Genomic DNA, 26442 nt, shown 5'->3' with positions numbered 1-26442 from the left:
AGTCATGGGATGTCTGAGCTCAAGCTCAACCGAGCCGCCATCATCGACACCGCGATAACGCTTGCCGACGAAGAGGGTCTCGACGCGTTGTCCATGCGCCGGATCGCCGACAAGCTGGGTGTCGGCGCCATGTCCCTGTACCGGCATGTGGCGAACAAGGACGAACTGCTCGCCGAGATGACCGACGAGGTGGCCAGACGCAACCCGTACCCCTCCGCGGAGGGACAGCAGTGGACCTGGCGCGACCGGGTGCGCATCGCCGCCGAGATCGATTGGGCGCTCTACCAGCAACATCCGTGGGTCCTGCTCACCTTCGCCACGCCGCGCTACAGCTTCGGGCCGATGAGCCTGGCCTGCCTGGCCTGGATGGTCGAGGGATTCTCCGAGCTGAATGTGTCGACCAGGGAAGCCACGACGATGGCGTTCACCGTGTGGAATCACATCTCCGGCGCGACCCTCCCGCACATCAGCGCCGCGCTGATGGCCCGCAAGGGCATGAACCCGGAGGGCGACAACGGACTGCGCACGATGCTGAAAGGAAGATCACAGTTTCCGGTGCCTGCCGCGCTCGCGGACCTCGAGGGCAGCGGGATCAACGATCTATCCCAGGAAGATCTGCTCTATGCCGGTCTCGCCGCCCTGTGCGACGGCTTCGAGGCCAAGGCGCGGCTGCGGGCCGACTTGACCTGAACCTGACTTCATGTTGCACGGTGATCGGCGACCATCACGAACAGGAGCCACCGTGCACGCGATCCGCCTTCATGCCTTCGGCCCGGCCGACAATCTGCGTTACGAGACCGTTCCCGATCCGAGTCCAGGGGCGGGTCAGGTGCGAATTGCCGTGGCGGCGGCCGGTGTTCATCTGGTCGATACGGCGTTGCGCAAGGGGCTGCCGGGGCCCTATCCGGTTCCGGAACTGCCCACCATTCCCGGTCGCGAAGTGGCCGGGACGATCGATGCGGTGGGCGCAGGGGTCGATCCGAGCTGGATCGGCAAGCAGGTGGTAGCACATCTGGGCTCGGCGCCCGGCGGTTACGCCGAGTTCGCGGTCGCGGAAGCGGCTCGGCTGCACGAGATCCCGGCCGCGCTCGGACCCGCCGGAGCGGTGGCGATGATCGGCACCGGGCGGACCACCATGGGCATCCTGCAATTCACCGAGCTCGGGCCGGACAGTGTGGTGCTCGTGCCCGCCGCCGCGGGCGGAATCGGCACGCTGCTGGTGCAATTCGCGAAAAACGCGGGCGCGACCGTCATCGGGCTGGCCGGCGGACCCGCGAAAGCCGAACTGGTACAGCGCAACGGCGCCGACCTGGCCGTCGACTACCTGCTACCCGATTGGCCGGAACAGGTCCGAGGTTTCCTCGCCGGGCGGTCCGCGACGGTCCTGTTCGATTCGGTAGGCGGCGAGATCGCCCGCGCCGCCCTCGATCTGCTGGGTGCGGGCGGGCAGCATCTGGTGTTCGGCGCATCCGCCCAGAGTCCGGCAGATGCCGCGACGCCCGCCCGTTCGAGCGAGGAACTAGCGGCTCGTGGCATCACCTCCGAGTTCGTGCTCGGGCCGCCGATGATCCAGCGCGCGGGCGGGGACATCCGAGTCCTGGAGGAACGCGCGCTGGCGGAGGCGACCGCCGGTCGGTTGCGTCCTGCGGTACAAAGGTTTTCACTCGCCGAAGCCGCTGCGGCGCACCACGCCCTGGAGACTCGGGCGACCACCGGCAAGGTCGTGCTGATTCCCTAGCGCCGCAACCGAGCGGTTGGCCGGCCGCGTCCTACCATGCACAGATGAGCTCGCAAGCGCGCCCACGTCCTGGTCGGCCCCGGGACGCCGACAAGGATCTCGCCGTACTGGTCGCCGCGCGCCGGCTGCTCGCCGAGGTCGGCTATCAGCAGACCACCGTCGCCGCCATCGCGCGCCGGGCCGGGGTGAACGCACCGGCCATCTATCGGCGATGGCCGAGCCGAGAGGCATTGCTCGAGGAGGCGGTGCACGGTCCGGGCGCGCATCAGTTGCCTGAACCAACCGGTGACCTGCGGGCCGACCTGCGGACCTGGGTGCGGATCTTCCTGGCCCGCGCGGCCAGTCCCGCGGCCCGCTCCGGGGTGCCCGGCCTGCTGGCCGATTCGCAGACCGAGGAGGCACGCAGGCGACTGCTCGCCATCGGGGCCCCGGTCCGGCTGGCGTTCGCCGAAATGCTGCGCCGGGCAGACGATTCCGGGGCGGGCACCGACCACGAGGTACTGTTCGAAATCCTCGCCGGCACAACAACCTTCCATGCCTTGGTGCGCGGCGGCGACGATCACGACGGCTTCGCCGAGACGCTCGCGGACGCTCTGTGCGTGCTCGCCGGAACCGGCCGTAGCTGAGCGCCTAGCGCGGCAGACCGAGTACCCGCTGCGCGATCACATTGAGCTGGATTTCGATCGTGCCTCCGCCGATCAATACCGCGGGCACGCCGAGATAGTCCTCGGCGTAGGGCAATTCCGGGCCGCCCAGGCAGCCGAGGGGACCGAGCAGCCCGAGTACGGCCCGCGCGCCATCACGCTGCGCGATGGCGTGGAACACCTTGCGCACGCTGGCGATCCCCGCGACTTCGCTACCACCCATACGGCTCAACGCGTCTCGGAGATTGAGCGCGGCCACCGAGCATTCCCGCGCGGTGTTACGGCCCAGCGTCCGCACCGCGTCGTCCCGGGTGCAGGCGTGGTCGCCACGCTCGATCAGGGTGCGCACCAGCGCCGCCGAGCCGTGGCCGAAATCCGCGTTGCCCATGGCGGATCGCTCGTGCGACAGCGTGCCCACCGCCAGGCGCCAACCGTCGCCGGGTTCGCCGACGACACAGTCGTCCGGCACGAATACCTCGTCCAGGAAGACCTCGTGGAATTCCCACACCCCGGTGGCCTGACGAACCCGGCGCACCTCGACGCCGGGTGCCCGCATGGGTAACAGAAAGTAGGTCAGCCCAGCGTGTTTGGCCACGTCCGGGTCGGTGCGGGCCAAGCAGACACCCCAGTCGGCCTCGGCCGCCTGGGTATTCCAGACCTTCTGTCCGGTCAGCCGCCATCCCCCGTCGACCCGGACGGCCCGGGTGGTGAGCCCGGCGAGGTCCGAACCTGCCCCGGGTTCGGAAAACAGCTGACACCAGACGATGCGGCCGCGCAGAGTCGGTGTCACGAACCGATCATGTTGCGCCACAGTACCGTTGGCGATCAGCGAGGGCAGCACCCAGTCACCGATGCCCAGCCGGGGCGGCGTGAGGCCGCGACCGCGGAACTCCGCGTCGATAACGGCCTGTTCCCGCGGACCGGCGCCGAGTCCGAACGGCGCCGGATAGTGCGGAGCGACCAATCCCGCGTCCGCCAGCCGGGCGCGACGCGCGCCGCCCCGGGGCGGCGCCCACCCGGCGGAAGGCTGCTCGTCGTCCGGCATGCCCAGCACGTCGTCGAGCACGACGCCGACTCGCGCGCGCAGGTCGGGCAGTGTGCCGGGTTCGACGAACGAGAAGTCCCGCTCGGCCAGCAGGGCGATCCGGCCGAGCCGGTCCGCCCACGTGTCCTCCGCGCCGGCGAGCGCGGCGATGCTGATCGCCCGCCGCCAGTAGAGGTGGGCGTCGTGCTCCCAGCTGAAGCCGATCGCGCCGAGCAGGCCGATGCATTCCAGCGCCTGATCCACCACGGCTGGAAGCGCGGCCACCGCGGCGTGCGCGGCAGCCAGCTCCCGTTGCTGCGCCGGCTGTCCCGCGGCACGAGCGGCATCCCAGGCGGCCGCCTTGATCACCTCCGCCCGCACCAGCATCAGCGCGGCCCGATGCTGCACGGCCTGGAAAGTGCCGACGGCCCGGCCGAATTGGGTGCGAACACGAACATAACCAACCGCCGTATCGAGGCACCAAGCCGCGATGCCACTGGCCTCCGCCGCAAGCAGACTGATGCGAATCAGCTCGACGTCGGCCGAACCGACCCCGCTCAGCACAGAGTTCGCGGCAACCGGATGCTCCGTGAGCCGCAATCGACCGACCGACCTGGTCAGATCGATCGACTCCCCCGCGACGACGGCACCGGTCGAGCCGTCGACCGTCGCGGCGGCGCAGACCACAGCACCACGGACTGCGGAATCACGGACCGAAGCGTCATGGGCAGCGGCGTCGAGGGTGGCGGCGTCGAGGGTGGCGACATCACAAGCAACGGCGTCATCAGCTACGGCGTCAAGGGTCGCAGCATCACGAGCCGCGACGTCGAAGGCTGCGGCACCACAGCTAGCGGTATCAAGGGCTGCGGCACCACGACTCGCGGCATCAAAGTTCGCAGCGGCACGAGTCACCCCTTCGCCAGGCGCGACACCACGGATCGCCCCATCACGAGTTGCGGCATCACTGGTCACACCATCGCCGGACGCGGCAGCGCGCGCTACCCCATCACCAGGCACGACCCCACGGATCGCCCCATCACGAGTTACGGCATCACTGGTCACACCATTGCCGGACGCGGCAGCGCGCGCTACCCCATCACCAGGCACGACACCACGGATCGCCCCATCACGAGTTACGGCATCACTGGTCACACCATCGCCGGACGCGGCAGCGCGGATTGCCTCATCGGTCGCGGCAGCATGGGGTGCGGTGTTGAGGGTTGTGGTGTCGAGCCAGAACCAGAGGGGCTCGGTGCTTCCCGGCTTTTGGGCCGCTACCACGATCATGGATGCGGTGGGTAGGCCGATGGCCGGGTCCGAGAGGCCGGATACTACCCATTCGCCGTTGCGGTGATGGGCGGTGAGGGTGCCGCCGGTGCAGAGTGCACCGGTTGCGCCGGCGGCGAAAGCCGCCAGTAGATCGTGGTTTTCGTCGGCGGTCGCGGCTACCGAGCCGGCCAGGATGGTCGGGAGATAGGGGCCGGGGAGCAGTGCCCGGCCGAATTGCTCGACGACCACCGCGAGCGTGTCCAGGCCGCACTCGTCGCCGCCGAAACGCTCGGGCAGATGCATGGCGTGCAGGCCCTGGCGCACAATTTGCTGCCAAAGCTGTTGGTGCGCATCGGCTTCGCCGAGCCGGTCGCGGGTCACCGAGAGCGGCGCGTGCCGCTGTGCGAACGCCGCCATGGACTCGGCGAGCGCGTGCTGGTCTGCGTCCAGGGCCAATGACATCGGTCGATCTCCTCGCTGGAATCGATGACCGCTCGCGCGATACGAAGCGGTCGATAGGACCCGACGCGCCACCGGATGGCCGTCGGATCGGAACGAAATAGGCTGACTGGCAGTCAGTTACATCGACGCACCCCGATCGCGTCGAAGTCACGGCATGGCGCTGATCGCTCGCACCGCGAGGACTACGCAGACGTCGAATCCGCGGGCGTCGCCGTGATCATGTCGGCCTCCGCCTGCCACGACCATCACTTCGCCGACCTCCGCGTCGACTACTTCTCACCGAGGCCGGAAACAAGCTCATCACCCGCCGACGTTCCCGTGACGGGGTCCGGTAATTCAGCGGAGACGCGCGCCGACCACTGCGGTTCGCGGCGCTCGAGATAGGCCCGGACACCTTCGGCAGCATCGGACGTGCCCATCACCCGGTGGTGCAACTCGGTCTCGAGTGCGGCGACCGCTGCCGGACCATAGCCGTGACGAGCGGTGTCCCACAGCAGCTTTTTGGACAATGCGGCGGACAGCGGCGCGACGTGGGTGGCGATCTCGCGGGCCGTCGCCAGCGCGGCGGGCAGCACCTCCGCGGCGGGCAGGCATCGGCTCGCCAATCCGAGCCGGACCACCTCGGCACCGTCGAGCCTGCGCCCGGTCAACAGGATGTCGGCCGCCACGGCGACGCCGGTCAGGTGCTGAACGGTCCAGTGCGCCATGGCATCCGGCACCATCCCGAACCGCACCTGGGGCACCGCGTAGGCCGCGTCGTCGGCGACCAATCGAATGTCGGCCTGCAGGGCGAGGGTGAATCCGATGCCGATCGCATGCCCGTTCATCGCCGCGATGACCGGCTTGCGCAGGTCGAACGCGGCGGGCGCTACCGGTGACGCACTGAAACCCGGGTCGTCCGGCGCCGCGAAGGTGTCCGCACCGCCGCCGAGGTCCGCACCCGCGCAGAACGCCGGTGGCGTGCCGGTCAGCACGATGACGCGCACCGCGTCGTCGGCGTCGAACGCGCGGTAGTACTCCCCCAGGGCCGTGCCCATTTCGCTGGTGAACGCATTGCGCCGTTCGGGCCGGTGCAGGGTCAGCACGCCGACGCCGTCCTCGACCCGGGCGCGGACCACACTCACGCGGCACCTGCCCGCAACGCTCGAATCAGCTCTGCGACATGGCGGTTCGATACCGGATAGCCGGGGAAGTAGCAGCAGACGCGGTCGGCGTGGGCACCGAACCGGGCCAGGATCTGCGCCGCGCATTCTTCCGGGGTGCCGTGCACCGCCAGCGTAGTGAGCATGGCGTCATCGATCAGCCCGGTCATGGCGGCGCGGTCGCCCTGCTTGCTCAGCACGTTCAGCTTCGGCTGCAACCCGCCCCAGCCCTCCACCTCGAGCACCGGCCGGTACGCGGGCGTGGAACCGTAGAACGCCAGGAGCGTGCGCACACCCGTTGCGGCGGCGGACAATTCGTCGGGCGTGCGGCCGACCCCGACGATGATCTGCGGGTAGATCGACAGGTCGCCCGGCGCGCGCCCGGCGGCCGCCAGCCCGGCCGCCACCGCGGGCAGGGTACGCTCGCGAAAATGCGCGGCGCTGTTGAACGGCATCACCAGCAGCCCGTCGGCGACCTCGGCGGCGGCGCGCGTCATCCGCGGACCGAGAGCCCCGAGGCAAACCTGCGGCGGGCCATACGGATTGGGCCCCGGATCGAAGGTCGGCGGCATCAGCGTATGTGTGGTGAAGCGCCCGCGGAACCGCAACGGCTCCCGGCCTTCCCACGCCGCGAAGATCGCCTTGATCGCCAGCACCATCTCGCGCATCCGCGCGGCCGGTTCCGACCACTGCGCACCGTAACGCTTTTCGATATGCGGGCGGATCTGCGAACCGAGACCGAGCCGGAATCGCCCGTGACTCAAGGTTTGCAGGTCGTAGGCGACGTGCGCCAGATGCAATGGGCTGCGCGGCAAGGCGATCGCGACATTGGACATGAGATCCGCGCGCACCGCGGCGGCGGCCAGGGTCAGCGGCACGAAGACATCGTTGGCGCCCTCGAAGGTGAACAACCCGTCGGCACCGAGTGCGACCAGTTCCGCAGCCCGGGCGGCGGTATCTTCGAGCTTTCCGTCCAGCCGCAGGTCGACCTTCATCGCGCCCCCGCTCCGGCCCGGTAATCGACCGGGCACTTCTTGATTCCGTTGATCCAGCCCGACCGCAACCGCTCCGGTTCGCCCACTGCGGCCAGATCGGGGAGATGATCGGCGATGGCGTCGAAAATGAGTTCGACCTCCAGCCGGGCCAGGTTGGCACCGACGCAATAGTGTGCGCCGGTCCCGCCGAAAGACAAGTGCGGGTTGGGATCACGCGAGATATCGAAGCGGTCGGGATGGTCGAACACGGCCTCATCGAAGTTGGCCGACCGGTAGGACATCACCACCCGCTGCCCCTGCGCGATCCGCACGCCGCCGATGGTGGTGTCGGCCAGCGCCGTCCGCTGAAAGGCGGAGACCGGGGTGGCCCAGCGAATGATCTCGTCCGCCGCCGTTTTCGGCCGGGCGGACTTGAACAGCGCCCATTGGTCCGGGTTTTCGAGAAACCCGAGCAGGCCGTGGGTGATCGCGTTGCGCGTCGTCTCGTTGCCCGCGACCGCGAGCAGGATCACCAGGAAACCGAACTCCTCGGCGGTCAGCGCTTCGCCCTCGGCGTCGGCGCGCACCAGCTCGGTCACGAGATCGGCTGCCGGGCAGGCCTTTCGGGCCTCGGCCAGCTGCCAGGCGTAGCCGAGGATCTCGGTCGCCGCGACCACCGGGTCGGCGTCGTTGCCCGGATCGTCGTAGGCCGTCATCTGATTCGACCAGCGGAAAACCCGCAGCCGGTCTTCCTGCGGTATCCCGAGCAACTCGGCGATGGCCTGCAGCGGCAGCTCACACGCCACCTGGGTAACGAAGTCGCCCCACCCGACAGCGGCGGCCGCCAGCACAATCGACTCCGCCCGCGCCGCGAGCTCGGCGCGCAGGCCGTTGACGGCCCGTGGCGTGAAACCCTTGGCGACCAGCTTGCGCAACCTGGTGTGTTCCGGCGCGTCCTGGTTGACCATCGAGAACCGCTGTAGTTCGAGTTGCTCGCGGGTGAAACCATCGGCGAAGCGCGGGATCGCGGTGTTCTCGAAACTGGAGAACACGTCGCTACGCCGCGATACCTCCTTGACGTCGGCATGCCTGGTGATCAGCCAGAAGCCGTCGTCCGGGAAGCCACCGACACCGGGCGGCTGCGGGGTCCACCAGATCGGCGCGGTGCGGCGCAGCTCGGCCAGCTCCCGATCCGGGATCCCGGCGCCCCAGAGTGCCGGGTCGGTCGCATCGAAACCCGAAGGCGGTACCGGATATTCGATCCGACGGTCTCCCACCAGCTACTCCTCACCGCCGCGCGGTCCTTCGCGAAGCACCGCCGATAAATACGTTACGACCTGTTACGTAAGTATGCACCGCCGGACGGAATCCACGTTGCGGCAATGCCACTCAGCGGGACGCCGCCCGGGTCGATCAGCGAAATCATCGAAATCGGCTTGACCACAGCGTCGGTCGCTCGCCCAGCCGCTCGCCGCCGGTGTCAGGCGCTGGACGCGCATCCTCCCGCGCCGGCGAACGCGATCAGACAGCCTCAGTCCGTGTCACCCTTCACCACCGCATACGCGAACCCGTCCCAGCCCTTGCTGCCGACGGTCTGCACGACGGTCGCTTCCAGAGTCGGCTCGGCGGCGAGCAGTTCGACGACGGCGCGGCTGGCGCGGATCATCTCGTCCTCCGAAACCGAGTCGGCGAGACCACCTTTGCGGACGACGTTGTCGACGATGATCACCGAACCCGGACGGGTCAGTTTCAGCGCCCACCGGACGTAGTTCGAGTTGTTGACCTTGTCTGCGTCGATGAACACCAGGTCGAACGGTTCCTGCCCCTCCTGCGCAAGCACCGGGAGGCTGTCCAGCGCCGCGCCGACTCGAATATCGACCCGCTCGCCCACCCCCGCGTTGTCCAAGTTCTTGCGCGCGAACTCGGCGTGCTCCTGCTGGAATTCCAGGGTCACCACCTGCCCCTTCTCGCCGACCGCGCGCGCGAGCCAGATCGTGCTGTACCCGCCGAGGGTGCCGATCTCCAGCACCCGCCGCGCCCGCGCCGTCAGCGCGAGCAGATACAGAAACTTCCCCTGCGGCGGAGACACATCGATCGCAGGCAGCCGCGCGGCCGCATTCGCCGTCAACGCCGCCGCGGTGTCGGCATCGCGCACCAGAGTGTCCACGATGTAGCTGTCTACATCGCCCCATTCGGTAGTCGTCATACCTCGCAGTCTGCCACCGAAACCGGCGTCCTCGCCGAGATCGGACCCGTTCATGATCAACGAGACACCCGGCCCAGGACCGACACCCGGCCTCGGCGCTGAAGCTCGCGTGGATCCCGGGCGAACGCGGATTCGCTGGAGCCGAGCACGACTCGGCACCAGGGCGCGTCGATCATGGACGGTTACGGATCAGTGCGGGTCACCGACCGGAAGGGGCCAGCGGTCGATGTGGCCCAAGACGGTCAGATTGGTACCGGCCAGGCTCGAACGAGCTTTTTCGATATAGCCTTCGGCGTAGCACTCGGTGTTCCGATCATGCAGGCGGTACCGGCGGTGCAGGCGGTGGGCTTCGAACAGCCAGCCACTGGCTTGGCGTCGAACTTCGTTGTGGGTGATGGGTTGGTCGGCGGCGAAGAGGGTGCCGCCGTGTTCCGGGCCGACGACCATGGCGGAGCCGAGGTGTTGCAGACACCGGGCGGTGCCGAGGTCGTCGGCCAAGGTGCGGTAGCCGGTCAGCGCCTGCTGCCAGCAGCGCACCGCGCGGCCGAACTCACCGCGCGCCCACCACACGATGCCCATGGTCTCCCGGATGTGCGCACGCCCGTCCGGGTCGCGGCCGCCGCGGGTCAGCGATTCGGCCAGTTCCAGGCGGTCCTGGGCCGCGACGAGCCGGCCCTGCCGGAGATGCACGACGGCCAGGTTGATCAGCGCGCAGACCTCGCCCGCCACGTCTTCGCGCGGCAGCAACCACCAGGCGGCCTCCAGTCGCTCGGCCACCACGGGCAAGGTGCCGCGCCGCCAATCCTGCTCGGACAGTCCACCGGGTGGGTCGGTGAGCAGGCGCAGCGCCTCCCGGTGCTCCCATCGCGCGGACAGGCTGGTGGACAGGTTGCGGGGTCGATAGCGGTTCGGCTTCCCAGGTAGCCGGCCCGCTCGCAGCTGCGCCAGGTCGCCATGCAGCACAACATCTTCCATCCCGCGTACCGAACACAGGGTGGTGGCCAGCCTGGCCTGGCGTTCCCCGTCGCCGATTCGGGCATACCACCCGTCCAGCGCGTCTCCGATCCGCGCCACTTCGGCAACCGCGGTCGCCGGTACCCGCTCGCCGAGGTCCACGTAGGCGGAGACCAGGCCGCTCAGGTCCGCTTCGTGCGCCCCGAACCAGCGTCGCGCCCCCGCGGCGAAACGCACCGAATCCAGCGCGAATGCCCAGCGGGTCGACAGCTCGGCGTAGTAGTGCGCCAGTGCGGTCACGGCCGTCGGCCACCGCGCTCCCTCGAACACCTCGTCAGGTTCCGGCCACCGAGGCACTATGGCCAATCGATAACGCTGCGCACCAACGATTTTCACTCTTGGCGGACTGTGCTCCAGTAATTGGCGGAGCAGCACTTCGGCAGTCGACGGCGGCTCATCCTGTGCACCGGGTGCCGCGGTCCGCCGGGCCGGTGCTTCACGTACAGCGGTCAACACGGCAAGCAGGGCAGCCGCTTCGAATTCACGCACGCCCAGATCCCGTACCACCGCCATCGCCTCATCGGTCCACGCCGGATCGGGGTCGGGGTTCGGGGCCGGGTTCGGGTCCGGGTTCGCCGCAACGACCTCCGCGCCGGGTTCGACCAGATCCGCGATCAGCTCGAGTTCGTTTGCCGTGCGGATCTTTTCGCGATACCGCTGCACGAACCGATACCCCACATAGACCGCCGCCGCGGCAATGACGAGCACCGACAACCACCGCAACGTCCCGGCCGCAAACTTGACCGCCGGGCTCTCCCCGAGCGAATTCAATACCAGATTGCGCGCCAGCTCGAACAACAACGCATACGCAACCACCGAGGCCGTGCCTAGAAACCCTTGCCAGACAGACGATCTCGGTGTGCTCGGTGCCACCGGCGAGGGCTCATCGGGTCGCGCAGGTCCGCCGTGCTCGCGGTGTTCCTGTCCCCCAGGCTGACTCATCGCAATGCTCCGCCGGTCAGGCCGGGGACGAGCCAGCGCCGCCACGTCGCCAGCACCAGGGCTACCGGAAGGATCGCCGACATCAGCGCACCGGCCGCCAATTGCGCCGAGTTCTCGCCGAATTGACGTGCTTCGCCCCAGAGCAGCAGCGACCACGGGGTCGCGCCCGCGCCGCTGATCAGGAGCCCGATCACGAAATCGTTCCAGACCTGGACGAATTCGAGCACCGCGACCGCGACGAGAGCCGGGCCCGCCGAGGTCAGTACCCGCCGGGCGATCGTGCCCGGACCGGCCAGGCCGTGCAGCGCGTCGGCGGCCGGGCTGCCTGGTGGGGCGAGCAGAGCGCCGCGCAGGACGAGGATGGCGACCGGCAGACCGGCCGCGGCATGCAGCAGGATCAACGGGATTCGGGTGCCGGACAGACCGTAACCGTCGATGAAGGCGTTCACCGGACCGAGGTAGCTCTGCACCGGCAGCACCGCGAGCACGACCAGGAAAACCACCGCCGTGCTCGCGGCGGGACGGTTCGGTCGCAGGGCCGCGAGGCGGTACGCGACCGGCACCGCCGCGGCCACCACGACCAGGGTGGTGAGGGCGGCCACCCACGCCGTCGTCTCCAGTGACCGCAGCAACGCGGGATCGCGCCACATGCGCGTGAACGCGCCGAAGCCCCAGCCGTTCCCGTCCTGGAGCATGGTCAGGACCAGCGCGACTATCGGGAACAACGCCACCCCCGACACCGCAAGCATCCCGAGGATCCGCAATGGCCTCGGCGGTTGCCACGCGGCCGGGGCCGTCCGTTCGGCCGGCGCGGTCCGGTGTTTACCCACGTCGTGTTGCAGCAGCCAGCCCAGGAATCCGACCAGCACCGCGAGCGGAAACCCGTAGGCCGCCGCCACGCCGGCGTCGACATCGGAGTCGACCGCCAACCGCCACCAGTGCACGGTCGCGCTGTCGATCTGATACTGCATCGAACCCGGCACCCCGATCAGCACCACGTCGAACACCCTCGCCGCGGCGACGCCGACGGCCAGCCCGGCGATCAGTACCACCGGGCGCAACAGGACATAGAGCCGCAACGGCAACAGCTTGCCCCCGTGAGGCAGATCACCGACACGCGCCGGATCGGTCTCGATGGCGTGGATTCCGGCGCGGAACAGCCCGGTGACGAAGCCGAGCCAAGTCCACAGGAACGCGGAACCCAGCATCGCCGCGAACCAGAACCGGTACAGCCCAACGCTTTCGATCCCGAGCCGGTCGCCGAGGTACTGGAAGATCAACCGAAAGGCGACACCGGAGACCACCGCGGAAATCCCGAACGGCACGATCAACGGCCGCCACAACCACCGCGAATCCCTTCCCCACCAAGCGATCCCCATAGCGACCGCCAGCAGCACCACCCCGAACAGCACCCAGACCAGCGTGCGCAGATAGGCCCAGCCGCCGTCGCGCCCCAGTGCGGCGCCGAGCAACCACAAGCCCGCGACCAGCGGTGCGCTCGGGATCGGCCACAGCCCGGCGACCACGAGCCCGCCCGGGATCGGCACCGGTCCCACCCGAAATTCCAGATGGGATCGGTGCCGGACGAGCAGGGTCAAGCCGACCGCACCGGCCGCGGCCAGCACACACGAGCCGACCAGCAGCGGACGCGCCCGCACCGCGAGCACCACGGTCCACACCACCGGCACCGCGATCAGCGACACCGTCAGCACGATCGCGGGCAACCCGGCGGCCCAGCCGACCCATCGCCGCGGATGGGTCCCTGCGACCAGCGGCCCGCGCATCCGCCGGGTGGCCAGCTCCAATGCCAGCCCATGTGGTCGATATTCGGGCATCATCGCCGCCCCCGGTCCACCGCGTCGAGCGCGACGATCGCCCGATCGGTCGCCTCGTCGAGTCGTTCGATCTGCCCGTCGCCGACCGCGATCAGGAAGTCGGTCAGTATGCGCCACAACCCGTTTCGGCCACCGACCGCGCCGATCCGATCGGACAGGTCGAAGGCGGTGCGGGTACCGAGAGCGCGGGCCGCCGGTTCGAGGAACCGCGAATACTGTGCGTCCGTCCGCAGATTCGGGGCCATGAAGCCGCCGTAGTCCTTGATCCACGGCAATGGCGCGGCCGGGTCGGCGAGCGCCTTGACCAGGTCCATGGCGCGATCGGAGGCGGACTCGGTCACCACCATCACGTCGCCGCCGACGATCCGCGGCGGATCCTGCCCGGCGGCGACGGCGGGGAAGGCGGCCACGCCGACCACGTCTTCGGGCCGCCGCCCGGAGCGGCGCACGGCGGCCAGGACGATCGGTTCGGCGAAGTCCGGCGCCACGACCATCACCGCCCGCCGGTGCTCGAATACCTCGCGGACGGCGTCCGGAAATTGGCGGGTCAACGCCGAGGCGATGCCGCCGGGAAACGCGTGCCGATGTCCCCACAGCGAGCCGAGGTGGCCGAACGCCGCCCGCACCGCGGGGCTCTCCCAGGTGCGATCGTTGCGGCCGGTGGCCACCTCGTCGTAGATCCGCGGCGACTCGGCGAGCAACGCGTTCTCGAACACGTCGGTGAGTACCCAGCCGTCCGCGGCGCCGAGGGCGAGCAGCCGCACGGGGGTCTCGGCGAGTACCTCCATGCGGTCGAGCCAGTCGGCGAGGGTCCAGCCGACCGGGTCGCCGAGGCCGTGCTGGTCGACGAGCCGGCGGTCGTACCAGACCATCGACTTGTCCGCCGCCTTGAACGGCACGCCGTACGGTTTTCCGTTGTGCTGCACCAACTGTCGCCACACGTCCGGGTAGCGCGAGCCGAGCTCGTCGGACCACAGCGCGTCCGGAACCGGCCGCAGTTTGCGTTGCTCGGCGAGCGGGCGCACCCGTCCCGCCTGCGGCAGCATCACGATGTCCGGTGCGGACCGGCCGCCCGCGGTGAACGCGGTCTCGATCTCGTCGCCGAGCGGGACGACGTCCACCTCGTGGCGGTAGTCGAGGCGAGCGAGCACCGCGCGGAACGCCGCGAGTTCGGACCCGCTCCACGACACCCCGATGCGGACCGCGCCGGGGTTGCCGAGCAGGAGATTCGGGGCGCAGGCGGCGGCGAGCGGTGCGATCAGCGCCACTCGCAAAAGTTCCCGCCTGGTTCGCATAGCCCCCCGGAGCCCACCTACCTCGCGCGAGCGCCTACTTCGAGAAGTTCTCCGGCGGCTGCCACGGGCGACCGTGCGGGTCGTCGGGGCGGTACTGCTGGGGTTGCTGCTGCGGCGGTTGCTGCTGCGGCAACTGCTGCGGTTGCGACTGTTGCGGCGGGAACTCCTCCTGCGGCGGCATCACCGGCTGATGCGGCGACGGCTGATGCGGCGTCGACTGGCGCGGGGCGGCCGGGGGCGGGGTCATCAAGCCGTCCACCGAGGTGCGCGCGGTCTCTTCGGCGGCGCGCACCGCCTTGGCGATGGCCGGGTCCGGCGCGGTGTCGAACCAGTCCGCGACGTCCTCGGAGTCGTCCTCCACCTTGATCGCCTCGCCGTCGGGCGCGGGCGGTTCGTAGCGGAAGATGCCGTCCTCGCCCTTGCTGCCGAAGCTGGTGGCGAAGCCCTCTAGCGCCTTGCCGAAATCGCTCGGCACCAGCCACACCTTGTTGGCGTCACCGCGCGCGACCATCGGCAGCGTCTGCATGTATTGGTAGGCAAGCAGTTCCGGCGTCGGCTTGCCGTTCTTGATTGCGGCGAAGACCTTTTCGATGGCCTTGGCCTGACCCTGCGCCTGCAGGTAAGAGGCGGCCCGTTCACCCTGCGCGCGCAGGATGCGGCTCTGCCGTTCACCTTCGGCCTCCAGGATCGCCGACTGCTTGGCGCCCTCGGCGGAGAGCACCTGCGCCTGCTTGGCGCCCTCGGCCATCTTGATCTGCGATTCCCGGGTGCCCTCGGCGGTGAGGATCATCGCCCGCTTCTCCCGGTCGGCCTTCATCTGCTTTTCCATCGACTCCTGGATGGACGCGGGCGGGTCGATGCTCTTCAGCTCGACCCGCGCCACCCGCAGGCCCCAGCGCCCGGTCGCCTCGTCGAGCACGCCGCGCAGCTGGCCGTTGATCTGATCGCGCGAGGTCAGCGTCTGTTCCAGGGTCATGCCGCCGACCACGTTGCGCAGCGTGGTGACGGTGAGCTGCTCGACCGCGGCGATGTAGTTGCTGATCTCGTAGACCGCGGCCTGCGGGCTGGTGACCTGGAAATACACCACGGTGTCGATGTGCAGGGTGAGGTTGTCCTCGGTGATCACCGGCTGCGGCGGGAACGACACCACCCGCTCGCGCAGGTCGACCTTGGCGCGAATACGGTCGGCGAACGGAACCAGGAACGTCAGCTGACCGGACACCGTGCGCGAATACCGGCCGAGCCGCTCGATCACCGCCGCCTCGGCCTGCGGCACCAGCGCGATCGACTTGAACACCACCACCACAATCAGCAACACGAGTACGGCGGCAACGATCAGTACAGCCATTACGGCCCCTTCCAGACGACGGCGGTCGCGCCTTCGATCCTCATGACATACACCTTCGTACCCGGTTCATAAACCTCGGACTCGTCCATCGGCCGCGCGGTCCAGACCTCGCCGCCCAGCTTCACCTGGCCCGTGTGCGCGGCCACCTGCTCCAGCACCGTCGCCGACTTGCCTTGCAACGCATCCACGTTCGTCGGGGTCGGCGGCGGCGTCCCGAAACGGCGGCGCAGCAGCGGGCGCACGCCGAGGAACAGCAACAGCGTGAGCACGCCGAAGACGACGGCATCCCCCACCAGCGTGGTATCCGCGACCGCGCTGACCCCCGCGGTGCCCAGCGCGGCGACACCGAGCATGAGCAGCGTCAGGTCACCGGTGAGCATCTCCGCCGCCGCGAGCAGGATCCCCGCGACCAGCCAAACTATTGCGGCCACGAAACCCACTCTAGTGCGCATTCGTCCCGGGCCGGTGCTCTTGCCGCAGGTACGTGTCGCAAAAGTTGCCGCGCCGCGTGCGCGGGTCGAATGTGCTTCCCCGCCTGCTAGGTTCGGGCGGGTGAGCGGACATGACAGCTATGGCGGCGACATCTTCGCCGGCCACGCACGCGCCAGAAAGCGGGTGGTGCCGCGGGTGACCGCGGACCGCGACCTGGTCGTGGAGGACGCGGCGACCGGATTCTGCGGCGCCGTGGTCGGTTTCGATCGCAGCTACGACGGCGAGTTCGTGAAACTCGAGGACGCGCGTGGCGCGGTGCGGCTCTTCGCGATGCGCGAGGCCGCGTTCCTGATCGACGGCGAGCCGGTCACCCTGGTCCGGCCGACGGCCACCGCGCCGAAGAAGGAGACACGTTCGGCCTCCGGCTCCACCCGGGTGGAGGGCTTGCGCGCGCGGGTCGCCAGGACCAGCCGGATCTGGGTGGAGGGCGTGCACGACGCGGCGCTGGTCGAGCGGGTGTGGGGACACGATCTGCGGGTCGAAGGCGTGGTCGTCGAACATCTGGAAGGCCTGGACAATCTCGGCGAGCGGCTCACCGAGTTCGCGCCGGGACCCGGTCGCCGGGTCGGAGTGCTGGTCGACCATCTGGTCACCGGTTCCAAGGAAACTCAGCTCACCACCGGACTGGGACCGAACGTGCTCGTCACCGGTCATCCGTTCATCGATGTCTGGCAGGCGGTGCGGCCGGCGACGGTCGGGATCGAGGCCTGGCCGGACGTGCCCCGCGGCGAGGACTGGAAAACAGGCATTTGCAATCGGCTCGGCTGGGGCACCCCGCAGGACGGCTGGCGGCGGGTGTACGGCTCGGTGGAGTCCTTCCGCGACTTGGAGGCTCCGCTCATCGGCGCGGTCGAGCGGCTCATCGACTTCGTCACAGAACCGGAATAACCCGGCCGACCTGGTCGCTCGCGCCGCTGCTCAGGAATGCCCTTTCCGGGAATGCCCGCGAATAACCGTCACCCTTTATGCTCGATAATTATGTGCTCTCCTAGTGCCACGCTGACGGTGTGGGCCGGCTCCTGGCTGGCCGGCTGCAGCGCGCCCGACGACGTGTTGGAGGCCCTGCACGCGTGGGCGCCCCAGCACACCATCGCCGCCGGTGATCCCGTCACGGGTGGTCGGACGGACCTGCCCTGGTCGTCCAGGGGCAACCTGCCCGGCACCGGAATGATGGCGCTGCTCAAGGTGATTCGGGAAAGCATGGCCGAGCCCGGCGCGCAGCTGCGCCTGGTGCTGCCGGTGCCCGGCGACGTGCGCGGCCTGCCCGCAGGCACCGCCTTCGCCGCCGACGCGATCGAGGCGGAGGAGGGCCTGCTGATCGGGGTGCCCGGCGCCGAGGGCACCGGCCTGATCCCGCAGTGGACCGACGAGGACACGTTGCAGTGGTCCGTCTACAGCACGCCGATCCCGCCGGCGCCGGGGCAGGACATGTCGCTCGGTGAAGCCGAATACGCGATGCGCGAAGCGGTCCGCGACGCGGCCGACGCACTGATGCAACTGCACACCACGTCGGTCGGTTCCGCGGACTCGGATCCGCGCGAGCTCATCGAGGCCGAACTCGCCGACTACTCCCGGCACGACTATCCGGACTCGATCCCGTTGCGGGCCAGAAAGATTCTCGACACCGCCGACCACGTAGCGGCGATACTCACTGTGGCCCAACGCGAACCAGCATCCTCACCAACCTCCGCAAGCGCCATCGGCGCCCAGGAGTCCCTACTACGCCCACTCTGGGACGCAATCCGCGCCGCCCGCCTGGTAGCCATCCACGCAGCCGCCCGCAGCACACCGTGAGTTCATGCGCCGCCCGATCGCGATGACGCCCGCCGCCCGATCGCGATGGTCCCTTCACTACCGCAGAGGTACCCGTCGCGGATCACAGCAGCATCCATTCCGACATCGCAATAGACCCGCTTCCCCATCGCGATAGCGCCCGCCCCTCTACCGCGACAGCACCCGCCACCTATCGCAGCACCACTCCCGCCAACGTCGCAATGGGCCCCGCTCACCCTGTGGGACGATCCGCGCCGCACTACTGGCGGTCATTCACGCGGCGGCCGGCAACTCCAGTGAATTCGAATGCCGCCTGATCGCGATAGCACAACTCTTGGTTGCGAAAGCACCGCTGCCTTAGCGTGACTGCACCCGTCCGCCACATCGACAGCATCGCTATCCGTCGCAGCAGCACTCACTGCGGCGTCGCAATAGGCCCGCTCCTCATCGCGATACCCACTTCCCGTCGCGGTAGCGGTTGTTCCTATCCCGATAGCGCCCGGTCCCATCGCGGCAGCGCCCCCTCATCGTGATTGCGTCTGCGCCTAGTTGCGATAACGCCCCTCCCTGGTCGCAACGACATCGCTGAGACGCTGTCTGGTGCGGACGCGCGATCGCTCGTGGTATCCGTGTAGGCGTGCCCCAGTGAAACGGTCGTCGCGGCGATATTTCTGCTTGAATGAATCGACCTTCCGGCCCACTCAGCAGGTGGTATGACATGCAACTCTCGCGTCGCGGTGCCGCGACTCTGGTCGCCGCGTTGATCGCGCTCGGCTTGCCTGCCGCGGCGCCGGCTGCGGCGATCGTCGGTGGTACCGAGGCCGAGGCGAGCACCTACCCGTGGCTCGGCGCGGTGGGCAGCCCCCTGTTCTTCACCAGGCCATCGGGGCAGTTCTGCGGTGGCGCGCTGATCGCGCCCGATCAGGTGCTCACTGCGGCGCACTGTGTGTCGCTCGCGCAACCGGTCGCTCAGGCGGTCACGGTTACCTTCGGCCGCACCGACTTACGCGACTCCGATGGGGTCAAGGTGCACGTCAAGGACATTCGGATTCACCCGGGTTTCTACGACACCGACTTCGACGGCGAGACCGTGCATCACAACGATCTGGCCATCCTCACCTTGGACCGCCCGCAACCCGGTCCGTTCGTGAAAGTCGCCGCCGCACAAGGGAACACCGGAACGATTCTCGGCTGGGGCGCGACCTCGGAATCCGACGAATCGAACACCCACCTGCGCAGCGCCAATGTCCCGCTCGTCCCGGACGCCGACTGCGCCGCCGCGTACGGCTCCGCGTTCGATCCGAACGAGATGCTGTGCGCCGGCTCCCCCGCAGCCGACACCGCCGAATACGACAGCGGCGGCCCGCTTCTGGTCGACGGTCAACTGGCCGGCCTCACCTCATGGGGCAAGGGCGCCGCCCGCCCAGGCTTCCCGGGTGTCTACACGAAGCTGTCCGCCGTCGGGTTCTGAGCCACAACCGCACGCCTTTTGATTCCCCGCACCGAAAATCGCATGCAATTCTCGGTGCGGGAAATCAGAAATGGTGCGAATTGGCCAGTGCCCTGCCAGAGCAGAGCCGACCGGCCGACACCCGCTACGTGAGCGTCAGCTCAGCGCGGCTGGCTACTGATACGGCTGCGGCGGGTACTGCTGCTGCGGCTGCTGGGGCGTGTACGGCTGCTGATACTGCTGCTGCGGCGCGTACTGCTGCCCCGGGTAGGGCTGCTGCCCCTGATACTGCTGCGGCGAATACTGCTGCTGAGCCGGATACGGCTGCTGACCGGGATACTGCTGCTGCTGACCCGGGTATTGCTGCCCGCCATACGGCTGCTGATACGGCTGCGGCGCATTGTGCTGCTGCGGGAACTGCGTCTGCTGCTGATTCGAGTTCTTCTTGCGCGAGATCACCACGAGCACCACGATGCCGACCAAAACCAGGCCCAGACACACGAACCCGACCACCCAGGAACCGCCGCTGCTCCCCCCATGGCTGCGGCGCCGGGCCTCACTGGTCTCGAGCCCCGCCGCCCAGACGCTCTGGTCGGACCAGACCTGCGGATCGAGCAGCCCGGTGGTCAACATTTCGGTATAGATCATTCAAGTTCATCTTTCGCCCCGCTTCGGCTTTCTCCGAAGGCGAAGCGATGCTATCGCAACCCGATTCGCCTCACTCGGCGACCGCTGGACGGCGCTGCGGCGCACAGCAACCGATGGCGCAGGGCGTGCCGTTCAGCGTGCAGCCGTAGCCGGGAACCTCGCCGAGGTGCCGGGACGCGGTGTCGTTCAACTGCTCGTCGATCAGTTCGACGACCAGCCGCGCGAAGCGCGGGTCGGTGCCCGGGGTGGCGGCGCGGGCGAAGGCGATCCCGAGTTCGGCGGCCTTCTCCTTCGCCTCGTTGTCCAGGTCCCAGATCACCTCGAGGTGATCGGAGACGAAACCGACCGGGCAGACGATGACCGCCTCGACGTTCTTGGCGGCGAGATCATCGAGATGATCGACGATGTCCGGGTCGAGCCACGGCACCTGCGGCGGCCCGGAGCGCGACTGCCAGACGACGTCGTAATCGGTGAAACCGGTTGCGGCGGCGGCTAGTCGGGCCGCCTCGGCGACCTGGCGGCTGTACAGATGCCCACCGTCGGCGGGCGGTCCCGCGGCGGTGTCGGCGCTGATCGGGATGGAGTGCGCGGTGAACACGAGCCGAGCACCATCGCGCCGTTGCTCCGGAAGTTCTTCCCGCGCCGCGCGAATCGCGTCGGCGAAGGCCTCAATCAACAGCGGATGATCGAAGTATTGCCGCAGCTTGACCAGATCCGGCGCGTCGGCGCCGAAAGCGGTTCGCGCCCTGGTGATGTCCTCGTGATACTGCAGGCATCCCGAGTACCCACCCCACGCCGACGTGGGGAACACCAGAGCCGAACGAACACCGTCGGCGGCCATCCGCGCGACGGTGTCCTCCACCATCGGAGCCCAATTCCGGTTACCGAAGTACACCGGGAGATCTATTCCGGCCGTGGCCAATTCGGCCTCGACCGCCGCGATGATGTCCCGGTTGAGCGCGTTGATCGGCGAGACTCCGCCGAAGTGCAGGTAGTGCTCGGCGACCTCTTCGAGCCGTTCGCGCGGCACTCCCCGGCCCCGAGTGACGTTCTCCAGGAACGGCATCACGTCCTCGGGGCGCTCCGGACCGCCGAAGGACAGCAGCAACAGCGCGTCAGCAGTCCGAACCACAATGCCCTCCTCGGAGATCAGTTGATCGACATGCCCTCGGGGAACCAGGTGTTGTGGCTGGCTCCGCCGTCGACGTAGATGATCGACGCGGTGGTGCCCGGCAGCCAGTCCGACAGCAGCGCGACGATGGACTTGGCGACCACCGTCGGGTCGTCGACGTCCCAGCCGATCGGGGACGCGCCGTCCCAGTACTCGTTGAGCTGGTTGAGCTTGGCGGCATCGTCGGTCGCGGTGCCGGCGATGGCCTTGGCGGCCAGCGTCTTGATCGGGCCGGCGGCGATCAGATTCGAGCGAATCTTCTTGGCGGCGCCCACCTCTCGCGCCACGTACCGGTTGACCGACTCGAGCGCGGCCTTCGCCACACCCATCCAGTTGTAGTACGGCATCGCGGTGCGCGGATCGAAGTCCATGCCGACGATCGAGCCGCGCTCGTTCATCACCGGCAGCACCGCGCGGGCCAGCGACGCGTAGCTCCACGCGGAGATCTCGAACGCCTTGGCCGCGTCCGGGCCGGGGCCCTCGAGGAACGGACGCGCCTCCGGACCCATCAGGGTGCGCGGCGCGAACGCGATCGAGTGCAGCACGCCGTCCACGCCCTCGGGCGCCAGCTCGCGCACCTTGTCCGCCAGCTCGGCGAGGTTCTCCTCGTTGGTGACGTCGAGCGGGATGGCCGGGGGGACCTCGTGCGGCAGCCGCTTGGCGATCCGGTCGATCAGCCGCAGCCGCTCCGGAATGCCGGTGATGATCACCTTCGCGCCCTGCTCCTGCGCGACGGCGGCCGCGTGGAACGCGATCGACGAGTCGGTGATGATGCCGGTGACCAGAATGGTCTTACCTTCGAGCAGTCCGCCCATAAGTTTTCGGTTCTCCTGGAGTCGAGTGTGGAATTGCTTGCGGCCGCCGAGGTTTCGCCGACCGCGGGGTCCGTCAGGTCAGTGGCCCATGCCCATGCCGCCATCGACCGGGATGATCGCGCCGGACACGTAGCGGGAATCCTCGGAGGCCAGGAAGCTGACCACGGCCGCGACATCCTCGGGCTGGCCGAGGCGCTGCAACGGGATGAACTTCTTGGCCATATCGCGCAGATCGTCAGGCAGATCCTTGGTCATATCGGTCTCGATGAAGCCCGGCGCGACCACGTTCGCGGTGATCGAGCGCGAGCCGAGCTCACGAGTGATGGAGCGCGCCAGGCCGATCACACCGGCCTTCGAGGACGCGTAATTGATCTGACCGGCCTGACCGGCCAGGCCGACGACCGAGCCGAGGAAGATCATCCGGCCCCAGCGTGCCCGCAGCATCGCCCGGTTGGCCCGCTTCGCGCAGCGGAACGCACCGGTGAGGTTTGCGTCGATGACCTTCGAAAACTGCTCTTCGGTCATCCGCATCAGCAGCGTGTCGTCGGTGATGCCCGCGTTCGCGACAAGCACCTCGACCGGACCTTGCTTCTCCTCGATCTCACTGAAGGCCGCATCGACCGAAGCACTATCGGTCACATCGCATTTCACGCCGAGCATGCCGTCCGGCGCGCCCGACCCACGATGCGTGACGGCCACCTTGTGACCGTCGGCCAGCAGCCGCTGCGCGACCGCGAGCCCGATGCCGCGATTACCGCCGGTGACGAGGACGGACCGGGATGTGATGTTCGACATGACGATCAACCTATCTGGTGAGGTTCGGACGCCGCGCCTTGGCTCCACCCCTTGGTAGATGCCACAAGTCGCAGGCGTTACGGCAGGCGTTGACGATAAAGCAATCCGGTGACGACGCCCGCGGCGACCAGCAGCATGCCGAGCAACAGCCACGGTCTGCTGGCATCGCCCCTGGTCATCTCGTAACCGATCTGCTGTTCGAGGGTGTCGTAGACCGCGGTCAGTTCCGCGAGGCTGGACGCGGTGTAGAAATCGCCGCCGGAGAGCTTGGCGATCTCGCGCAACGAGTCGTTGTCGACCGGCACCTTGACCCGCTGGGAGCCCTGTCCGTCCTGGTCAGGGATCTCCACCGACCCCCATTCGGTGCCGAACGAGATCGTCGACACCGGGATGTTCTTGTTCTTGGCCAGGCGCGCGGCGGTGAAGCCGTGACGCGGATTGTCGATGTCCTTGTCGTCCGGCACGGTCTGCTTGCCGTCCGACATGAGCACGATGCGGGCCGGCGGCGGGGTCTCCGCGCCGCCGAGCACCGAGGCCAGGGTGTCGATGGAATTGAGCGCGGTGAAGATGCCCTCACCGGTCGCGGTGCGCTCGGCCAGCTTGATGTTGTCGATAGCGGCCTTGACCGCTTCCCGGTTGGTGGTCGGCGAGACCATCACCGAGGCGGTGCCGGCGAAGGTGACGAAGCCGAGATTGATGCCGGGGGTGAGTCCGTCGACGAACTCCTTGCCCGCCTTCTGCGCGACCTGCAACCGGCTCGGCGGCACGTCGGTCGCCTCCATGGACAGCGAAACGTCCATCACCAGAATGACCGTCGCGCGATTGCGCGGCACCTTCTTGACCGCCGTCGGACCGGCGGCCGCGACGGTCAGGAAGACCAGGCCGACCAGCATCAGCGCGACCGGCACATGCCGGAACTGACTCGGCCGCGCGGGGGCGACCTTCTCCAGCAGCTCCATGTTGCTGAACTGGAGCATGTGCTTGTGCCTGCTGCGCTGGACCAGGATGTAGCCGAGCGCGATCAGCGCGACGACGACCAGGAAACCGAGCCAGATCTGCGCGGTGAAATGCGAAATACTCACTGGCGTGGCACCCGCCCGGTCGGGGCGCCCAAGCTGTGGCGCCGGGTGGACACGAACCGGACCACGTCGGAGATCCAGTCCCGATCGGTCTGCAGGGTGAGCACCGGTGCGCCGCAACTGCGCAACGCCTCTTCGACCTGATTCCGGTGCCGTTGCGCGGCGGCCGCGAAATCGGCGCGCAGCGTGGGCGTCACGCTGAATTCGCGGGTGCGCCCGGTCTCCGGATCGTGCAGCACGACGTCGCCGACGTCGGGCAGCGACAGGTCACGCGGGTCGAGCACCTCCACCGCGAGCAGGTCGTGGCGCGCGGAGATGGCGCGCAGCGAACGCTGCCAGTCGATATCGCCGAGGAAGTCGCTGATGATCACCGCGAGGCCGCGCTTGCGCTGTGGCCTGCGCAGCGATTCGATGCCGCCGCGCAGGTCGCCGCGCACGCCGTCGCGGGCGTGCGGGGTGGTCGCGATGCTGCGCAGCAGCGACTGCGCGTGTACCCGGCCGCTGCGCGCGGGCACCCGGACCAGTTCCTCGCCGGTCGCGACGACGGCGCCGATCCGGTTGCCGCCGCCGCTGGTGAGATGGGTGATGGCGGCCGCGGCGGCGATCGCCAGGTCGCGCTTCTGGCACAGCGCGGTGCCGAAGTCGAGGCTGGCCGACAGGTCGACAACCATCCAGGTTTCCAGCTCCCGGTCGGCGATGCTCTGCCGCACGTGCGGATGGGTGGTGCGGGCGGTGACCGACCAATCCATTTGCCGCACATCGTCACCCGGCTGATAAGTGCGCGCCTCGCCCGGCTCGGAGCCGGGTCCGGGGATCAGGCCGAGATGGTCGCCGTGCAGCACGCCGTCGAGCCGGCGGCGCACCGTGAGCTCGAGCGTTTTCAGCGCCGCGGTCAGCCGCGGGTCGGTCAGCTCACCCGCGTGGAAGGACGGCGGGGCGTGCGAAGACCTGGCCCCTGGGGATTGGTGGGGAGGCGGAGCCGACCGAGGGTGGGTAGACACTGCGGGAAGCGGTTCCGGCGCTGCGCTCACTTGTTCTGAACGTTGCCGGCGGGCTGGGACTGCTGCCCGTTCGGCGGCTGCGGAACGGCCTGCTGTTGCGGCTGCTGGGCCGGCTGCGGCGCGGGCCCGTTCTGCTGCGAAAGCTGTTGCGGCGCAGCGGAACCGGCAGGCGGTGCGGCGGGCGCACCCGGGGCGACGGCCTGCGGGGCGACCTGCGGCAGGCCGACGGTCTGCAACACCCGCTTGATCACTTCCTCCGGGCTGATCTCGTCGGCCAGCGCGTCGTAGGACAGCACCAGACGGTGCCGCAGCACGTCCGGGATGACCTCGACGACGTCCTGCGGCACCACGTAGTCGCGGCCGCGGATCAGCGCGACGGCGCGGGCCGCGGCGATGATGCCGAGGCTGGCGCGCGGCGAGGCGCCGTAGGCGATCCAGCTGGCCACGTCCTGCATGCCGAAGTCGGCGGGCTTGCGGGTCGCCGCGATCACCCGGACCACGTAGTCGACCAGCGCGTGGTGCACGAACACGGTGGCCGCGACCTGCTGCAGGCGGACCACGTCCTCCGGGGTCAGGATGCGCGACGCCTCCGGCGGGGTGACCCCCATCCGGTAGATGATCTCGCGCTCCTCCTCGACCGAGGGGTAGTCGACGACGACCTTGAACAGGAAGCGGTCGCGCTGCGCCTCGGGCAGCGGGTACACGCCCTCGCTCTCGATCGGGTTCTGCGTCGCCATCACCAGGAACGGGTTGGGCATCGGGTAGGTCTTGCCGCCGATCGACACGTGCCGCTCGGCCATCACCTCGAGCAGCGCCGACTGCACCTTGGCGGGCGCGCGGTTGATCTCGTCGGCGAGCACGAAGTTCGCCACGACCGGGCCGAGCTCGGTGTCGAACTCCTCGCGGCCCTGCCGGTAGATACGGGTACCGATGAGGTCGGTGGGCACGAGGTCCGGGGTGAACTGCACCCGGGAGAACGAGCCGCCGATCACCTTGGCGAAGGTCTCCACGGCCAGCGTCTTCGCGATGCCGGGCACGCCTTCGAGCAACACGTGACCCCGCGCGAGCACGCCCACGAGCAGCCGTTCGACCAGCCGATCCTGGCCGACGATTACCCGCTTGACCTCATAGATCGCCTTCTCCAGGGTCTGGACGTCACGCTCCAGGGTGTCGGGCGTGGACGCTGGCGCATCTTTCGCCAATTTCGCCCCGCTGACACCGTCTGTCGAAGTCACCAACATCCCCGCTTTCGCCTTGGTCCTGTGCGTGCTGCCACAACTATTCCAGGTAATGGCCGTATGTGCCGCAACCGGACCCGACATGAA

The 26442-nt window shown here is 68.7% G+C and carries 23 protein-coding genes; 6 read left to right on the top strand and 17 right to left on the bottom strand.

Going from position 1 to position 26442, the window contains the following annotated elements; translation table 11 throughout:
- Positions 1–9 precede the first annotated feature (9 nt).
- Genes ACFYO1_RS09780 through ACFYO1_RS09770 form a run of 3 tightly spaced genes read left to right on the top strand, consistent with a single transcriptional unit; the run spans position 10 to position 2364 of the window.
- Positions 10–690, top strand: a complete 681-nt coding sequence (locus ACFYO1_RS09780) for a TetR/AcrR family transcriptional regulator (protein WP_378721394.1) — start codon at positions 10–12, stop codon at positions 688–690.
- A 52-nt stretch (positions 691–742) separates the two neighbouring features.
- Positions 743–1738, top strand: a complete 996-nt coding sequence (locus ACFYO1_RS09775; protein ID WP_387228872.1) for a zinc-binding dehydrogenase — start codon at positions 743–745, stop codon at positions 1736–1738.
- Between the two features lie 44 nt (positions 1739–1782).
- Entirely contained in the window at positions 1783–2364 is a 582-nt protein-coding gene (locus ACFYO1_RS09770) for a TetR/AcrR family transcriptional regulator (RefSeq protein ID WP_387228870.1), read from the top strand.
- A 4-nt stretch (positions 2365–2368) separates the two neighbouring features.
- Here the strand turns inward: ACFYO1_RS09770 and ACFYO1_RS09765 are convergent, their stop codons facing one another.
- The 10 genes from ACFYO1_RS09765 to ACFYO1_RS09720 form a co-directional block, all read right to left on the bottom strand.
- Complete coding sequence (locus tag ACFYO1_RS09765) at positions 2369–5092, bottom strand: acyl-CoA dehydrogenase family protein (RefSeq protein WP_387231803.1); 2724 nt, start codon at positions 5090–5092, stop codon at positions 2369–2371.
- A 314-nt stretch (positions 5093–5406) separates the two neighbouring features.
- Complete coding sequence (locus ACFYO1_RS09760) at positions 5407–6261, bottom strand: enoyl-CoA hydratase/isomerase family protein (RefSeq protein WP_387228868.1); 855 nt, start codon at positions 6259–6261, stop codon at positions 5407–5409.
- Entirely contained in the window at positions 6258–7274 is a 1017-nt protein-coding gene (locus ACFYO1_RS09755; RefSeq protein ID WP_387228866.1) for a TIGR03617 family F420-dependent LLM class oxidoreductase, read from the bottom strand. Before ACFYO1_RS09755 ends, ACFYO1_RS09760 begins: the two co-directional genes overlap by 4 nt.
- Positions 7271–8530: a cytochrome P450 gene (locus ACFYO1_RS09750; protein ID WP_387228864.1), complete on the bottom strand. Its 1260-nt coding sequence runs from the start codon at positions 8528–8530 to the stop codon at positions 7271–7273. The genes ACFYO1_RS09755 and ACFYO1_RS09750 overlap by 4 nt, the downstream gene beginning before the upstream one ends.
- Positions 8531–8784: 254 nt before the next feature.
- A complete protein-coding gene (locus ACFYO1_RS09745) occupies positions 8785–9459 on the bottom strand; it encodes an O-methyltransferase (RefSeq protein WP_387228863.1) in 675 nt (224 codons plus the stop codon).
- A gap of 189 nt (positions 9460–9648) precedes the next feature.
- Positions 9649–11289 carry a tetratricopeptide repeat protein gene (locus tag ACFYO1_RS09740; protein WP_387228861.1) on the bottom strand — a complete coding sequence of 547 codons (1641 nt, stop codon included), beginning with the start codon at positions 11287–11289 and terminating at the stop codon, positions 9649–9651.
- Positions 11290–11411: 122 nt separating this feature from the next.
- Positions 11412–13250 (bottom strand): hypothetical protein, encoded by a 1839-nt coding sequence (locus ACFYO1_RS09735; RefSeq protein WP_387228860.1) that lies wholly within the window; start codon positions 13248–13250, stop codon positions 11412–11414.
- Positions 13250–14518 (bottom strand): ABC transporter substrate-binding protein, encoded by a 1269-nt coding sequence (locus tag ACFYO1_RS09730; protein ID WP_387228858.1) that lies wholly within the window; start codon positions 14516–14518, stop codon positions 13250–13252. Before ACFYO1_RS09730 ends, ACFYO1_RS09735 begins: the two co-directional genes overlap by 1 nt.
- A gap of 61 nt (positions 14519–14579) precedes the next feature.
- Complete coding sequence (locus ACFYO1_RS09725; RefSeq protein WP_387228856.1) at positions 14580–15893, bottom strand: SPFH domain-containing protein; 1314 nt, start codon at positions 15891–15893, stop codon at positions 14580–14582.
- Positions 15893–16324: an NfeD family protein gene (locus tag ACFYO1_RS09720; RefSeq protein WP_387228854.1), complete on the bottom strand. Its 432-nt coding sequence runs from the start codon at positions 16322–16324 to the stop codon at positions 15893–15895. The genes ACFYO1_RS09725 and ACFYO1_RS09720 overlap by 1 nt, the downstream gene beginning before the upstream one ends.
- 121 nt (positions 16325–16445) lie before the next feature.
- On the opposite strand from ACFYO1_RS09720, the gene ACFYO1_RS09715 reads away from it, so the two are divergent.
- The 3 genes from ACFYO1_RS09715 to ACFYO1_RS09705 all read left to right on the top strand — a co-directional run bounded on the left by ACFYO1_RS09715 (position 16446) and on the right by ACFYO1_RS09705 (position 19629).
- A complete protein-coding gene (locus ACFYO1_RS09715) occupies positions 16446–17273 on the top strand; it encodes a DUF3097 domain-containing protein (protein ID WP_387228852.1) in 828 nt (275 codons plus the stop codon).
- Between the two features lie 90 nt (positions 17274–17363).
- Positions 17364–18179 carry a hypothetical protein gene (locus ACFYO1_RS09710; RefSeq protein ID WP_387228849.1) on the top strand — a complete coding sequence of 272 codons (816 nt, stop codon included), beginning with the start codon at positions 17364–17366 and terminating at the stop codon, positions 18177–18179.
- Positions 18180–18876: 697 nt separating this feature from the next.
- Positions 18877–19629, top strand: coding sequence for a S1 family peptidase (locus tag ACFYO1_RS09705; RefSeq protein WP_387228847.1), 753 nt, complete (start codon positions 18877–18879; stop codon positions 19627–19629).
- 153 nt (positions 19630–19782) lie between these two features.
- Here the strand turns inward: ACFYO1_RS09705 and ACFYO1_RS09700 are convergent, their stop codons facing one another.
- The 7 genes from ACFYO1_RS09700 to ACFYO1_RS09670 form a co-directional block, all read right to left on the bottom strand.
- A complete protein-coding gene (locus tag ACFYO1_RS09700; RefSeq protein ID WP_387228844.1) occupies positions 19783–20256 on the bottom strand; it encodes a hypothetical protein in 474 nt (157 codons plus the stop codon).
- Positions 20257–20326: 70 nt separating this feature from the next.
- Positions 20327–21388, bottom strand: coding sequence for a ferrochelatase (locus ACFYO1_RS09695; protein ID WP_387228843.1), 1062 nt, complete (start codon positions 21386–21388; stop codon positions 20327–20329).
- Positions 21389–21405: 17 nt separating this feature from the next.
- Positions 21406–22242, bottom strand: a complete 837-nt coding sequence (gene inhA / locus ACFYO1_RS09690; protein WP_387228841.1) for an NADH-dependent enoyl-ACP reductase InhA — start codon at positions 22240–22242, stop codon at positions 21406–21408.
- A 78-nt stretch (positions 22243–22320) separates the two neighbouring features.
- Positions 22321–23037, bottom strand: a complete 717-nt coding sequence (gene fabG1 / locus ACFYO1_RS09685) for a 3-oxoacyl-ACP reductase FabG1 (RefSeq protein ID WP_387228839.1) — start codon at positions 23035–23037, stop codon at positions 22321–22323.
- Between the two features lie 77 nt (positions 23038–23114).
- A complete protein-coding gene (locus tag ACFYO1_RS09680) occupies positions 23115–24119 on the bottom strand; it encodes a VWA domain-containing protein (RefSeq protein WP_387228838.1) in 1005 nt (334 codons plus the stop codon).
- A complete protein-coding gene (locus ACFYO1_RS09675; RefSeq protein WP_387228836.1) occupies positions 24116–25117 on the bottom strand; it encodes a DUF58 domain-containing protein in 1002 nt (333 codons plus the stop codon). The genes ACFYO1_RS09680 and ACFYO1_RS09675 overlap by 4 nt, the downstream gene beginning before the upstream one ends.
- 26 nt (positions 25118–25143) lie before the next feature.
- Positions 25144–26358 carry an AAA family ATPase gene (locus tag ACFYO1_RS09670; protein WP_387228834.1) on the bottom strand — a complete coding sequence of 405 codons (1215 nt, stop codon included), beginning with the start codon at positions 26356–26358 and terminating at the stop codon, positions 25144–25146.
- Positions 26359–26442 lie beyond the last annotated feature (84 nt).

Origin of the sequence: Nocardia sp. NPDC006044 (genome assembly GCF_042871115.1) — a bacterium.
In the GTDB taxonomy this organism is placed as follows: Bacteria; Actinomycetota; Actinomycetes; order Mycobacteriales; family Mycobacteriaceae; genus Nocardia.
The sequence above is the reverse complement of the archived record's forward strand: the minus strand, read 5'-3'. Positions and strand labels throughout refer to the sequence as shown.

Coding starts and splice junctions, on each gene's coding strand:
- ACFYO1_RS09770 (WP_387228870.1), top strand. CDS start 1,783: ATGAGCTCGCAAGCGCGCCCACGTCCTGGTCGGCCCCGGGACGCCGAC.
- ACFYO1_RS09670 (WP_387228834.1), bottom strand. CDS start 26,358: ATGTTGGTGACTTCGACAGACGGTGTCAGCGGGGCGAAATTGGCGAAA.
- ACFYO1_RS09765 (WP_387231803.1), bottom strand. CDS start 5,092: ATGGCGGCGTTCGCACAGCGGCACGCGCCGCTCTCGGTGACCCGCGAC.
- ACFYO1_RS09735 (WP_387228860.1), bottom strand. CDS start 13,250: ATGCCCGAATATCGACCACATGGGCTGGCATTGGAGCTGGCCACCCGG.
- ACFYO1_RS09700 (WP_387228844.1), bottom strand. CDS start 20,256: ATGATCTATACCGAAATGTTGACCACCGGGCTGCTCGATCCGCAGGTC.
- ACFYO1_RS09705 (WP_387228847.1), top strand. CDS start 18,877: ATGCAACTCTCGCGTCGCGGTGCCGCGACTCTGGTCGCCGCGTTGATC.
- ACFYO1_RS09725 (WP_387228856.1), bottom strand. CDS start 15,893: ATGGCTGTACTGATCGTTGCCGCCGTACTCGTGTTGCTGATTGTGGTG.
- fabG1 (WP_387228839.1), bottom strand. CDS start 23,037: ATGTCGAACATCACATCCCGGTCCGTCCTCGTCACCGGCGGTAATCGC.
- ACFYO1_RS09780 (WP_378721394.1), top strand. CDS start 10: ATGTCTGAGCTCAAGCTCAACCGAGCCGCCATCATCGACACCGCGATA.
- ACFYO1_RS09710 (WP_387228849.1), top strand. CDS start 17,364: ATGTGCTCTCCTAGTGCCACGCTGACGGTGTGGGCCGGCTCCTGGCTG.
- ACFYO1_RS09745 (WP_387228863.1), bottom strand. CDS start 9,459: ATGACGACTACCGAATGGGGCGATGTAGACAGCTACATCGTGGACACT.
- ACFYO1_RS09755 (WP_387228866.1), bottom strand. CDS start 7,274: ATGAAGGTCGACCTGCGGCTGGACGGAAAGCTCGAAGATACCGCCGCC.
- inhA (WP_387228841.1), bottom strand. CDS start 22,242: ATGGGCGGACTGCTCGAAGGTAAGACCATTCTGGTCACCGGCATCATC.